Below are 13155 nucleotides of genomic sequence, written 5' to 3'. Positions count from 1 at the left end.
CGGGTTCAAAAAATCAATTCCCGCCACTGTGCAAATGTGGATAATCAACCCCGCAAATCCTCTACAGTTAAGTATTTTTGCCGCCATGCACTTAATACAGTTACCCGACTTTCTGCAACTAACCATATTCATCTGCTTTTGTGCTATAATAGCCATACAGCTTTTTTATTACCTGTTTTTTTTTAACAGGCTGGCGCAATACAGGGCGCCCGAAAAAACGGAATCGCAGGAATATCCGGTATCCGTAATTATTTGTGCGAGGGATGAGGCAGAGAATATTGCCCGTAACCTGCCCGGCATTCTGGTGCAGCAATACCGTACTACTCATGAAGTAATTGTAGTAAACGATAACAGCACCGATGAAACAAAATTTTTGCTGGATGAATTCAGGAAATCCTTCAAGAATATAAACCCTGTGGCGCTTACACAGGAAGCGAAGATGATACCGGGTAAAAAATTTCCGTTGTCGATGGGTATAAAATCTTCGAAGTACGAAGTGGTGCTGCTTACCGATGCGGATTGTGTGCCTGCCAGCGAAAACTGGATTCAGAAAATGCAGGATGCTTATCATGATGATGTGCAGATCGTATTGGGTTATGGAGCGTATCATAAAAAACCGGGTCTGCTGAATAAGCTGATAAGGTTTGAAACTTTTCACAGTGCATTGCAATATTTTTCTTTTGCATTAAGTGGTATGCCATATATGGGCGTGGGCAGAAATCTCTCTTACAAAAAAGAATTGTTTTATAACAACAAAGGTTTTTCCGCCATCAATCATATACCCGGTGGCGATGATGATCTTTTTATAAATAAGGTGGCAACCAAAGACAATACTGCCATTGCAATAGATCCGGAAGCGCATACGCTTAGTGAACCAAAGCTTAGTTTTGGCGAATGGCAGAAACAGAAATACCGCCATTATACTACTTCAAAATATTATAAACCAAAACATAAATTTTTGCTGGGGCTTTATTCTTTTTCGCAGATACTGGTGTACCCGTTGTTTGTTGCAGCATTGTTGTTCTACAACTGGTGGCTTGCACTTGCGGTGTTACTGTTGCGTATGATCGTGCAGGGCGCGGTATGGCGCAATACCATGAAGAAGCTAAACGAAGCAGACCTGTGGCCTTATTTTATTTTGCTTGATATCTGGATGCTCTTTTACTATTTATTGTTTACACCGGCATTGTTTAAGAAGCCTGCAAAGAACTGGAATTAAGTTCTCCCCCAACTCCTCCGGTGGAGGGGCATAAAAGCAAATCATGGAAATTCTTTTAAAATATTTTTCTGATTTTACCGAAACGCAATTACAGCAATTTGCTGCGCTGGATGAATTGTATAGAGACTGGAACAGCAAAATCAATGTTATTTCAAGAAAAGATATTGATAGTTTATATGAAAAACATGTATTGCATTCATTAGCAATTGCTGCAGTAATAGAATTTAAACCCGGTACACAGATCATTGATATCGGCACAGGCGGAGGTTTTCCTGGTATTCCACTCGCCATTTTTTTCCCGGAAGTAAAATTTCATTTGGTAGACAGTATTGCAAAAAAGCTAAAAGTGGTAGAAGGCGTTGCAGCAGGCATTGGTTTGAAAAATGTAACCACACAACATACACGTGCAGAAGAAATAAAAAACCGAAAATTTGATTTTGCTGTATCACGCGCTGTTGCACCGTTAAAAGAACTCTGGCAATGGAGTAAACCTCTGATAAAAAAAGGCAATACACAGGAACTGGCCAACGGGCTGATTTGTTTAAAAGGCGGCGATCTTACAGTAGAAATTTTTGAAAGCAATGTTCGGCCCTACATGGTAGCTGTTCAGAATATTTTCAATGAAGATTTTTTCAAGGATAAACACCTGCTGCATGTAACTGCATAATGCTTTTCTCAGGATTTAATTAGCATGTTTTTGAGGTAAACAAAACATAAATTTTTATCTTCACCAGAATCGGAAATCTATAAACTAAGCGCCTATGAACCCATTCTGGAAACAGGTTGTCATTAATACCGTTCTAAAAAAAGAGCAAACCAAAACGGGCGAAGAACCGCAGTACACCTCGTTCCAGTTAGCGAAAGCTTTTCGGAGGTTCAAACTGATGAGCCGCAGGATTGCGAAAGATGCTGTATTAATGGCAATAGGCATTATATCAGCAGCGTTTGGACTCGAGAGCTTTTTACTGCCCAATCAATTTATTGACGGCGGCGCAACAGGTTTATCATTGCTTACTTCAGAAGTAACAGGCACACCTATATATTATCTTATTGTACTCATTAACCTGCCCTTTATTTTTCTTGCCTATAAAGTAATAGGGAAGGAGTTTGCCATAAAAACATGTATCGCTATTATTGGACTTGCGTTATGCGTCGCGTTTATACATTTTCCCGAAGTAACACACGACAAATTATTGGTGGCAGTATTTGGTGGATTTTTTCTTGGTGCAGGTATTGGCATGTCTGTAAGAGGTGGTGCTGTAATTGATGGTACTGAAGTGCTGGCCATTTTTTTAAGCCGCAAGCTTAGTACAACAATGGGCGACATCATCATCATCATCAACGTACTTATTTTTTCTATTGCAGCATATTTATTATCTGTAGAAACGGCTTTGTATTCTATGATCACATACCTGGCTGCTTCCAGAACACTCGACTTTGTGGTAGAAGGTATTGAAGAATATACCGGCGTTACCATTATATCCCCGCATCATGATGAGATAAGAGAAATGATCGTAAATATTATGGGTCGTGGCGTAACTGTTTACCGTGGCCGCCGTGGTCATGGCAAAAGCGGCGAAACAAAAGATGTTGATATTCTTTATACGGTTATAACGCGTCTTGAATTAAGTAAGTTAAAAGCAGAGATCGAACGCATAGACACCAATGCCTTTGTTGTGATGAGTAGTGTTAACGATACCAAAGGAGGTATGATAAAAAAACGTCCGTTGGATCATTAGATTTTTTTTTCTGAACCAGACTGCATTCCAACTGTGATGCTTTTGTTGCGTCGCACTCTTGTACGTTCTCATCATTATTCAACAATGTAGAATAGTAAAGAATTTTAAAGTCTCCCTTTAGGAGATTTAGAAGGTTGTTAGTTTGTTTGTGCTTCTTTGCTGCCAAAAACTTTTTTCAATATATCTGTAACACGTGCAGCGGGATCTTTCCTGATCTTTTGTTCTTCCAGCGCCACTTCATAAAAGATTCCGTCAATCGCTTTACCGGTAACATAAGCACCAAGATCAGTATCTACTTTTTTCGCAGAGAACTTATTGTACACACTAAATACATCTCCCCAATATTTTGTGGCATCTGTTTTTACCAATGCTTTATCTATTACCGGGCGAAATGCTGATGTTAACTGTGCTGTTGTTTTGTCTTTGAAATAATTGGTAGCAGCATTATCGCCACCTTTTAAAATACCCAGTGCGTCAGTGATAGTCATTTGTTTGATAGCATTTACAAAAATGGGTGTAGCAGATTTTGCTGCATCTTCTGCACCACGGTTCATAGAGAGAATAGCTTTATCAACTACGCTCCCAAAACCCAGGCTGCGCAATGTGCTTTCTACTTTTTGTGCTTCCGGTGGCATTAATATTTTTATGGCTGCATCTTTAAAGAAACCATCTACAGCTGAAAGTTTATTACTGCTGTTTTGAGTGCCTACGGTTAACGCTTCTTTTAACCCTGCTACAATATCTGTTGTGGAGAGTGCGCCTGTTGTTGATGTTGAATCATTAAGCACCTGCTGCGCAACATCACAACTGCTAAAGAAAGGAAATATCAGGAAAGCGCATAATAGTTTCTTCATAACGATTGGTTATTTGTGTGTTCAAAATTATTGGAATAGTATGAGGCTGTCAAAAACAATGCAGGAACATGCTTTGAAATAAAAAAAGCAACCATATGATATGACTGCTTTTTATTTTATTGAGGCATTAATATAATCTGTACAAGTGTGCGACGCAAGGGACGATGCAATAACATACTACAGTTGGGAACAAAAAAATATTCTTAATTGGCAAATACTTTTTTCAAAAGATCACTTGTTCTTGCTACAGGATCTTTGCGTATCTGCATTTCTTCCAATGCTATCTGGTAAAAAATTCCGGAGAGTGCTTTCTCTGTTACGTAAGCGCTGAGATCTGGGTTAACCTTGTTGAATGCGATTTTATTATAGCTGGTAAATGCGGTGTTCCAGTATTTGGTAGCGCCTGTTTTTTCAAGCGACTGATCTATAACTGGCTTGAATGCTGCCGTAAGTGCGGGTGTTGTTTTTGTGCGCAAATATTTTGTAGCAGCGCTATCGCCACCTTTTAAAATACTCCATGCATCTTCAATACTCATTTGTTTGATGGCATTAATAAAAATTGGTGAAGCACTTTTTGCAGCATCTTCTGCGGCGCGGTTCATGGTAAGGATAGCGTCGTCCACCTGCTGACCAAGACCAATGCTGCGTAAGGTTTTTTCTGCTTTAACAGCATCTGGTGGCATTAATATTTTTATAGCGGCATCTTTAAAGAAACCATCTGCAGCTGAAAGTCTTGTAGTTCCTTCTGTTACACCTTTATTCAACGCTTCTTTGAGGCCATTGGCAATTTCGTCTGTGCTTAAATTACTTTTATTATTGCTTTTACCGGTAACTTTTTTAAGAAGATCATTACCTATTTGCGCCTGTGATGATAAAACGATCGTTGCTGCACCAAAAAGAAAGAATAGTTTTTTCATTATGTTGAATTTTCAAAACAAGGTCAAAATTAATGCCGTGTGTGGGACACGCTGGTTAAAGAAATGGCAAAATAGAAAAGCAGGAGTTTTTTGCTCCTGCTTTAATACGGATTTTTTTAAACTTTATTGTTTTACAATTTTATATTGTATCTGCTCGCTGCCTGCATTGATCTTTAGTATATATATGCCCGGTTTTAAGGAAGATGTGCCATCAAGTACAATGCTGTTTGATGATGCATTGTACATTTTATTTAACTGGCTTACTACCGGTTTGCCCTGCATATCAAATAACTGTACGGAGATATTTTGTGCAGTAGCCAGGTTAAGCTGCAGTTTTAATGCGCCGTTGAAAGGATTGGCAAAAGTTATATCAGAAATAATTGCATTTGCTTTAACAGCAATTACTCTTGAATATTTTACAGTACCATCACCATCAATTTGCTTAAGCCTATACTGAACAGTTGATGCCGAAGTGAATGCATTTTTATCTGTTACTGAATAAGATTGGTTCTTTGCATTATTTGCTGCTGCTATATTGATAACAGTATTAAATACACCATTGTTATCTGCTCTTTGCACTTCATATCCTTGCATGTTGTATTCATCTGCAATCTGCCAGTTCAATGTAACATCTTTATTATTACGTTGAGCATTGAAGGAAAGTAGTTTTACAGGAAGTGCAGAGCAACCAGTGGAAGAAGTGCTTACGATAGGGAAAGTCCAATAAGTTATATCGGCTGCATAGTCATTTGCATAAGAGATCCAGGTATTATCATTCCATTGTTCCCATGCTTTGCCGGGGATATCTTCACCAACGCCAAATTCATCTAATACAGTACTTGCAATTATTAAAGAGTCAGTAGGCCATGTCAGGCTGGTCAGGTCAACAAAAACATATATCTTTTTTGAGGTCGGTAAAGCTATTGCAGAGGGAAAAGATACAAATGTGTACGAAACCGCATTATAATCTGCAATTGCTTGCGAAAAAGGTATTTGAGCTGAACCTAATAGTGTACCGGGCAGTCCACCATTATCACCGTATACTCTAAAATAAATAAGCTTAGATTGGTTGGCAGCACTTGCCGTATTTGCGAGCAAAAAATCTACCATCATGCCTGTTATGTAGCCATTGGCTGTGGCGGAAAGATCGTAGACATTTCCTTTTTGTTTGTCATCATCCACATTTGTGCCATTCAAAAATCCATCATTTGGGTCATTGGTATAATAATATGCGCCTTCAGTCCAGTTGGGAGCTATAGGATAATCAATAGTATCACAATCAGAGGTAGTGCCTGCAACAATTGAATTAACGGGTAAGTGTGTTTTTATCCTGGTATTTTCGAAACGTTTTACAAGTTTTCTTTGCGCATTGGCAACTGTGCAAAACATGCTTACAAAAAGTGTAATAACTACAGCAGTGTAAATTTTTCTCATAAAGTGGATTTGAGCGTTAGCAAAATTGGTTACATGGAAATTTACAGAACTTTATTTGTAAAACCTGTCCGTTTCTAATAAATATTTCAGGCTGGGTACTGTCTTAAAGATTTGGCATCTTACCATTTTTTTAATTTTTACAGTTATACATTTGCGGCAACCGACATTTTATGCGTAAATTTTTGTTTGCTGTTATAGTCTTATACACACTGCAAGCCTGCAATGGTAGTGATGGACCTGCAGATTCAGGCACTGAGGATAACGCCAACCCTTCACCACCACTTATCAGTTACAATATTGTAAGAGTGTACCCGCATGATACAAGTTCCTATACAGAAGGATTGATCTGGCAAAACAATGCATTGTACGAAAGTGCCGGCAGTTACAATGAAAGCAGGTTGTTTAGGACAAATCTCGAAACTGCCAAAGCAGATAAATCTGTAAAGCTTGCCAATGAATATTTTGGCGAAGGCATTGCAATTCTCAATAACAAAATTTATCAGCTTACCTATAAAGAAGATAAGGTTTTTGTGTACGACCTTAATACATTTCAAAAGATAAAAGAACTGCAATGGCCGCATGAAGGTTGGGGAATGACAACGAATGGTAAAGAACTTATTATAAGTACCGGCAGCAGTAATATCTATTATGTAAATCCGGAAAATTTTAAGATCATAAGAATGATTGGTGTTACAGATAATTATGGGCCTGTAAGCAACATCAATGAGCTTGAATATGTAAATGGTATTCTTTACGCCAATAAATATTTAACCAACGATATCTTAAAGATCGACCCTGAATCAGGAAAGGTTTTGGGGAGAATGGATCTTTCTGGCTTGCTTGCAAAAAGCGGCTATAAATATGATCCCGCCATGTACGAAGGCAATACAGACAATGTACTTAATGGCATAGCTTACGATTCTGCAAAAAACAGTTTTTATGTAACCGGAAAAAAATGGCCTGCTCTTTTTGAAATAAAGTTGAATTAATTTTTTGTTTTTGTAACAGGCATTTGATGCTTTACGCAGCATCGTTGTGTCACTCACTTGTACGTTCTGAACTTTTTTGAACTAGTGAAGCGTTCAAACACAATGCATATTCACTTTTTACTTTGTCTTTTCACTTGCTGCTTCATGTATTGCAGTACAAGAGTGCGACGCAACGATGATGACATTTTAACAAAAAGCCCGGCTCAAAAAATTCAATTCAATAAAATTAATAGTGCAGTTAATTATGCACTATTAATTTATCTCTGTACACGGATTGTGGTGTGCGTATTTCTACAAAGTATAAACCATTAGCCAATGTATTGGTCGGTATGTTTACTAGAGATTGAGATGTTGCGTTAGGAATACGTATCACTGCTTTACCAACAACATTGTAAATGGTAATTTGTCTCATCGATTCTGTACCCTGCGCAATATTTACAAAACCATTTGCAGGATTTGGATACATAAGCGGCGCTTTTGCATTGGTTACTCTTATTGCAACGACAGGTGAATAACTTACTTGGCCATCCATATCCACAATGCGCAAACGATAATAATTAATGCTCTTCAACGGATTCATATCTTTTGCTGCATAGTTCTGTGTAAACTCTCCGTTGTTTTCTGCATATACCGTATCTATGGTTTTGAAATTCATAAAATCGGTAGTGCGCTCTACAATAAAATATTTTGTTTTTGTTTCGAGTGTTGTTATCCAGTTAAGATCTACTGTTTTATTTAAAGTAAGATGTCCCGTAAAACTGATAAGCTTTAATGGTAATACACCACCTAAAGAATAATTATCAATATGTGCAGTAGATAATGTAGCATAATCATGACTGGTTATAGCGAGCCCTGCATACACAGGCTGGCCACCACCAAAACCTGCATCAACTGCAGGTCCTACCTGTGTCCATGTTAATCCATCCGTTGATTTGAATGCTGTATAGGTAGTTCCTGTTATATTTATTTTCAACCATTGTGGTGCAACATTAGTGTTTGCAGTATTATCATTATCGCTATAGCCGCCTGTAGTAACTCTTCTTTGAAAAGCAACGCCATTGCCACTTGTAAGCGCAATGAACACATGTCTTGAAGAAGGGTCAAGACTTTCTCTAACCATAATGCCCGCTTTATTCCACGGATTGATATTATCAATATCAACTACTCTTGCCTTGATGTCTCCGTTGCCCACTAGGGTTTTGTATGCAAAACGAAATGCATCTTGTGTATCCCATATATCCGCACCTGAACCTTTTAGTTCAAATGTTCCTGTAGTGCTGTTGTAGCATGCAGAGCCGGTTGTGCCAACATCGCCAATATCTTGTGTTGACCAGCGTGTAGGCAAAGGATCACAATTGATTTCGCAGGCCAAAGTTGTAAATGAACCTTGAGTAGAAAATGCACTTGTTCCATCACTGCAAACAGTTTGTATACGATAGAGATAAGGCGTGCTGCAGGAGAGACCATTTAGCACAATGCTGTTTGGAGTAGAAGTTGTTTGCACCCAGTTAGTAGCAGTAACTGTTTTGTACTGCACATTATAACCTGTTGCTGAGACAGGATTCCAGTGAAGTGTTGCAGTGTTTTCATAAACATCTGATGTATATAAGCCCGTTGGTACCGGGCAACTGTTAACGCTTGGTTTTCCATATACTTCAAATTCCCAAAGCGAATAGCCATATTGCGAACCCCGTTTTGTACCATACATGCGTACATATCTTCCTGATGCTTTAAGTGAGACATAATTATTATAACTGGTATTGCCTGTGTAGCTTGCAACATCTGTCCAGTTAATAGCATTATCAGAAACCTGTATTTTGAAATCCTTTCCTAAGGCTATTTGCCAGTGCAACACAACTTTGCATATATCATAACTGCTGCCAAGATCAACATAAATATTTTGAGGGTCACTGTAAACGCTTGACCAACGTGTATTTAATTTTCCATCTGTTACATTGCGTGCATAATAATCAGGAGTTTCAAGAGAGGAAGCATATGCTGGCTTATTTAAAGCAATATTCTGTATACCGCAACTATCGGGTTTATTGCCTGTTAAGCCATATACCACAAGTTGGTTTGAAAACGTACCAAGATATACTTTACCATTTGCAACAGTAGGGCAATTGAACTTGGCATAGTTCCCGGGAACATCTTCCGGATACGTTGAAGAATTCCATAATTCTTTTGTTACATCAGTAGCATCAATTGCACGAAGAATTCCCGGTCGCACACTTTGATTAGCATCGCCGTTTGCAGCATGACTTGCCCAAAGAATAGCAGTTGAATCTACTGCACCGTTAGAAGATACAGAAAGCAATGCGCCATTGTTTCCTGTTGGCCCCTGTATACCACTGCTAACTGTATTGGGAAGATCAAATAGATTGGTTGTTCTGCTATAAGGAAATGCGCGAAGTAATGAATTCTCACTCCATGAATAAACAAACTCTTTTTGTGCACCTTTGTAATAAGACATGGATGAACGCAAAAATGCATTGCCGCCAAGATCGATTGTTTGCAGAATATTATCTGTTGTAGAATTATAACCACCCATATTATCCCTGTTCAACAAATAAAGTTTACCATCTTTTACACCAACCATTACACGATTGGTATTTGGTATCAACATCATTTGCGTTACACCAAAATCAAGATCGGCGCCTTCCAGTACTTCATAATTTTTTGGTGTAAAGAAGCTGCTGATGGTAAGTGCTGATGAAAGTTTTAATGCACTTTCTGAACGGTTAGCAAGATCAGATGCATTATTGCCTTTACCAACAGAACCATTACCCACAGCCGCATATACATTACCATTTTCATCTGCGGACATGCCGCCGCCACTCATCCATATACCACCATTGTAACCGTCTGCCGTAGAACAATACACATTTTTTTGTACCAGCGTAGTTTTATCATAACTCATGATCCATCCATGATAAGGCCCCCAGTCGCAATGCGAAGACCATCCTATATAAACAAGCCCGTTCAGCAACAATAGACCTGGCCGCTGGTTATTCTTCTGCGAATCAAAGCTTACTTTTCCTCCCGAACTGCCATCACCTGTACCATTAACGGAAGCAGTAATTCGCACAGGGCTATTTGGTTTTTCAGCACCAGTTGTTATATCCAATGCATGCAAGTATTGATAATAGACATTCGTTGTTGCATTTAAACTTCTTGCCACCACATACAATGTATTTGTGGTACTGTCTATAACAGGCGTACCAACAATTCCCATATTACCGGAAAAGTCGTTATAAAATCCTCCGCATGCGCCAACCATATCTGTTTTTCTTGGAGGCCTGGCGCCTGCCACCGTTAGATTTACCTGCCAGTATGGAGTTGCACTATTTGCCGAGTCTGCATCAAACGCATACACCGTATTATTGACTGTTGCAACAAAAACAACATTCTTTATTCCTTTACCAGGAATGTTGAGTTTTAATTTCACAAGTGGTTGCGCGTAGATCTGGTCGTCCACAACACGAACGAATAATTTCCCAAAGGAACCTGGTTGTACATTCTTTTTATTAAGAATAGTTTCCTGGTCGTTCCATCCTGTGCGGTTGATATTATTGTGTTGTGTAAGCACACTTGTTTGCGCATATGCAGCTATAGAGAAAAACAAAAAAGCTAAAGCAGTAAGCAAAGATTTTTTCAAATGTATTACAAGCATCATATAAATATGAATTGAAAAAGCAATATATATTTATTCATTAATACTAATAAGTTTTACAGGCCACCAAATTTCTAATAAATGATAATTTAATTATTCTGCAAGCTAAAATCTTTCATAGCATCACTTGTGTATCACTTACTGCATCGTTCAGATCATTATTGAACAAAGCGTACAAGAGTGCGACGCAAGAAAGACGCCTTTAAATACTGCAGCCGGTAACCAAAAAATAGAAATATTTTCGTTATCATTACGATTAATAAAATATACCTGGTAAATGAGCATTAAGTTTCGCCTCACCCTCATGAATTTTTTGCAGTTTTTTATTTGGGGATCGTGGTTAATTTCCCTGAATGTGTACCTGGATAAAACATTGCATTTTACCGGCGGACAAATTGGAAGCATTTATGCAACCATGGGCGTAGCATCTCTATTTATGCCTGCATTACTGGGCATTGTAGCCGATAAATGGATCAACACAGAACGTGTTTTTGGCATCTGTCATATTCTTGGTGGTATTCTATTATATAAAGCTTCTACAGAAACAACTTTTAATTCCCTTTATCCAATTATGCTCCTGAATACAATGGTGTATATGCCTACCATCGCACTAAATAACACGGTATCTTATGAGGTACTGGAGCAAAAGAATTTTAATATCGTGAAAGATTTTCCTCCCATTCGTGTGTGGGGAACAGTTGGTTTTATAGTTGCTATGTGGATGGTTGATCTTGCTGGATTTAATAATAGTGCACTTCAATTGTATATTAGTTCTGCAGCTTCGTTTTTATTGGGCATTTATGCTTTTACAATGCCATCATGCAAGCCAAAAAAATCCGGAGAGAGAAAAACATTTATTTCATCATTGGGTTTAGATGCATTTGTATTGTTCAAAAAAAGAAAGATGGTAGTCTTTTTTATTTTCGCCATGTTCCTTGGAGCAGCACTTCAAATAACAAATACTTTCGGCGGCGCTTTCCTTACTGATTTTGGCAGTCAAAAAATTTATGCTGATTCATTTGCTGTCAAGCATCCGGGTATATTAATTTCTATTTCCCAGGTGTCTGAAACATTGTTCATACTTGCCATTCCTTTTTTCCTGCAAAAATTCGGCATAAAAAAAGTAATGCTCATGAGCATCTTTGCATGGGTACTTCGCTTTGGTTTATTTGGCATCGGCGATCCGGGCACAGGGTTACCCCTGTTAATTTTATCCATGATTGTTTATGGGATGGCTTTTGACTTCTTTAATATTTCAGGGTCCCTGTTTGTAGAGAAAGAAACCGATATAAAAATAAGAGCAAGTGCGCAAGGCTTGTTTATGGTTATGACCAATGGCATAGGCGCATATTTGGGAGGCGTTATCAGTGGCTGGGTTGTTGATCAATTTACTTCAAATGAGGTGAAAGACTGGAGAAGTATATGGTTCAGTTTTGCTGCGTATGCTTTAGTGCTCGGCATAATTTTTCCGCTTGTTTTTAAATATAAACACATGCCTTCGGCCAAGGAGATCGGTAAAGCCGAAGCAATTGAAATGACACCGCATTAACTGCTTATATTTCCAAAGTAATTTTTTAGTTGCCCGGCTTTACTTATTATGGCATCTGCTGTTGCGTCGCACTCTTGTACGTTCATAACATTTTGTAGCAAAGCATAACTATTATTTTTATCTTTCATTTATAACCATTGTTGCACATGGAAAGAAACATAAAAAATTCATCATCGTTTATAAAAGCAGTTGCAATAACAGCTTTAATTGCCGGCACACTTGATATGATCGGCGCCATTATCAGTTATACAGCTAATGGCGGAAAAAATCCACTCGTGATTTTTCAATATATAGCAAGTGCCGTGTTTGGAAAAGTTGCTTATAATGGAAACGTGTCAATGATCCTTGCAGGTTTGTTTTTTCACTATCTTATCGCTTTTATTTTTACACTGTTTTTCTTTTTGCTTTTCCCAAAAATAAAATTGCTTGCAGCCAATACTATTCTTTTGGCTATAGTGTATGGTATTTTTGTTTGGGCTATAATGAACAGGATTGTTATACCGCTGACCAGGCTTGACCATGTTTCTTTTGATATTACAAAAGCATCCATTGCCGCTTTTATATTAATTGTTTGCATCGGGCTGCCTGTTGTTATTGGTGCAAAAAAATATTATCGAAAGTTTGCATAGCGGTCTGACGGCTTTGAGCCGTCTGACCTGTTGTTAATGGTTTCCTTTGGTCGGTTTTCTGCGCGCAATAGAATTACAAACCGTACAAGAGTGCGACGCAACGGCAGCCTGATGGCAGCACCAAGTCAGGCACATAAAAAATCCTGAATCTC

The 13155-nt window shown here is 38.4% G+C and carries 10 protein-coding genes; 6 read left to right on the top strand and 4 right to left on the bottom strand.

Features of this window, described 5'->3' with window-relative positions; all coding sequences use genetic code 11:
* Window positions 1-34: 34 nt before the first annotated feature.
* From FRZ67_RS08045 to FRZ67_RS08035, 3 genes are all read left to right on the top strand, one after another.
* The gene (locus tag FRZ67_RS08045) at window positions 35-1219 is read left to right on the top strand and encodes a glycosyltransferase (RefSeq protein WP_225975588.1); all 1185 of its coding nucleotides are present in this window, start codon (window positions 35-37) and stop codon (window positions 1217-1219) included.
* Between the two features lie 43 nt (window positions 1220-1262).
* Window positions 1263-1886: a 16S rRNA (guanine(527)-N(7))-methyltransferase RsmG gene (gene rsmG, locus FRZ67_RS08040; protein ID WP_147189054.1), complete on the top strand. Its 624-nt coding sequence runs from the start codon at window positions 1263-1265 to the stop codon at window positions 1884-1886.
* 94 nt (window positions 1887-1980) lie between these two features.
* Window positions 1981-2958 carry a YitT family protein gene (locus FRZ67_RS08035; protein ID WP_147189053.1) on the top strand — a complete coding sequence of 326 codons (978 nt, stop codon included), beginning with the start codon at window positions 1981-1983 and terminating at the stop codon, window positions 2956-2958.
* 137 nt (window positions 2959-3095) lie between these two features.
* Here FRZ67_RS08035 and FRZ67_RS08030 read toward each other — a convergent pair whose 3' ends face one another.
* The 3 genes from FRZ67_RS08030 to FRZ67_RS08020 form a co-directional block, all read right to left on the bottom strand.
* The gene (locus tag FRZ67_RS08030; RefSeq protein WP_147189052.1) at window positions 3096-3812 is read right to left on the bottom strand and encodes a DUF4197 domain-containing protein; all 717 of its coding nucleotides are present in this window, start codon (window positions 3810-3812) and stop codon (window positions 3096-3098) included.
* A gap of 203 nt (window positions 3813-4015) precedes the next feature.
* Window positions 4016-4729, bottom strand: coding sequence for a DUF4197 domain-containing protein (locus tag FRZ67_RS08025; RefSeq protein ID WP_147189051.1), 714 nt, complete (start codon window positions 4727-4729; stop codon window positions 4016-4018).
* Window positions 4730-4852: 123 nt separating this feature from the next.
* A complete protein-coding gene (locus FRZ67_RS08020; protein WP_147189050.1) occupies window positions 4853-6163 on the bottom strand; it encodes a T9SS type A sorting domain-containing protein in 1311 nt (436 codons plus the stop codon).
* 170 nt (window positions 6164-6333) lie between these two features.
* Between FRZ67_RS08020 and FRZ67_RS08015 the strand changes: the two genes are divergently transcribed.
* A complete protein-coding gene (locus tag FRZ67_RS08015) occupies window positions 6334-7152 on the top strand; it encodes a glutaminyl-peptide cyclotransferase (protein WP_147189049.1) in 819 nt (272 codons plus the stop codon).
* Window positions 7153-7390: 238 nt separating this feature from the next.
* Here FRZ67_RS08015 and FRZ67_RS08010 read toward each other — a convergent pair whose 3' ends face one another.
* Window positions 7391-10828, bottom strand: coding sequence for a discoidin domain-containing protein (locus FRZ67_RS08010; RefSeq protein WP_147189048.1), 3438 nt, complete (start codon window positions 10826-10828; stop codon window positions 7391-7393).
* 274 nt (window positions 10829-11102) lie between these two features.
* Here FRZ67_RS08010 and FRZ67_RS08005 point away from each other — a divergent pair, with 274 nt between their 5' ends.
* Together FRZ67_RS08005 and FRZ67_RS08000 are read left to right on the top strand one after the other, a co-directional pair.
* Window positions 11103-12374, top strand: a complete 1272-nt coding sequence (locus FRZ67_RS08005) for a nucleoside permease (RefSeq protein ID WP_147189047.1) — start codon at window positions 11103-11105, stop codon at window positions 12372-12374.
* A gap of 146 nt (window positions 12375-12520) precedes the next feature.
* Window positions 12521-13003: a hypothetical protein gene (locus FRZ67_RS08000; protein WP_147189046.1), complete on the top strand. Its 483-nt coding sequence runs from the start codon at window positions 12521-12523 to the stop codon at window positions 13001-13003.
* The last annotated feature ends 152 nt before the right edge of the window (window positions 13004-13155 follow it).

The organism is Panacibacter ginsenosidivorans (genome assembly GCF_007971225.1).
GTDB classification, from domain to species: Bacteria; Bacteroidota; Bacteroidia; order Chitinophagales; family Chitinophagaceae; genus Panacibacter; species Panacibacter ginsenosidivorans.
Note: the sequence above shows the minus strand (reverse complement) of the source record. Positions and strands in the feature narration are given on the sequence as shown.

Excerpts from the sequence above, each read along its gene's own strand:
- FRZ67_RS08045 (WP_225975588.1), top strand. The coding sequence starts at position 35 with ATGTGGATAATCAACCCCGCAAATCCTCTACAGTTAAGTATTTTTGCC.
- rsmG (WP_147189054.1), top strand. The coding sequence starts at position 1,263 with ATGGAAATTCTTTTAAAATATTTTTCTGATTTTACCGAAACGCAATTA.
- FRZ67_RS08035 (WP_147189053.1), top strand. The coding sequence starts at position 1,981 with ATGAACCCATTCTGGAAACAGGTTGTCATTAATACCGTTCTAAAAAAA.
- FRZ67_RS08030 (WP_147189052.1), bottom strand. The coding sequence starts at position 3,812 with ATGAAGAAACTATTATGCGCTTTCCTGATATTTCCTTTCTTTAGCAGT.
- FRZ67_RS08025 (WP_147189051.1), bottom strand. The coding sequence starts at position 4,729 with ATGAAAAAACTATTCTTTCTTTTTGGTGCAGCAACGATCGTTTTATCA.
- FRZ67_RS08020 (WP_147189050.1), bottom strand. The coding sequence starts at position 6,163 with ATGAGAAAAATTTACACTGCTGTAGTTATTACACTTTTTGTAAGCATG.
- FRZ67_RS08015 (WP_147189049.1), top strand. The coding sequence starts at position 6,334 with ATGCGTAAATTTTTGTTTGCTGTTATAGTCTTATACACACTGCAAGCC.
- FRZ67_RS08010 (WP_147189048.1), bottom strand. The coding sequence starts at position 10,828 with ATGATGCTTGTAATACATTTGAAAAAATCTTTGCTTACTGCTTTAGCT.
- FRZ67_RS08005 (WP_147189047.1), top strand. The coding sequence starts at position 11,103 with ATGAGCATTAAGTTTCGCCTCACCCTCATGAATTTTTTGCAGTTTTTT.
- FRZ67_RS08000 (WP_147189046.1), top strand. The coding sequence starts at position 12,521 with ATGGAAAGAAACATAAAAAATTCATCATCGTTTATAAAAGCAGTTGCA.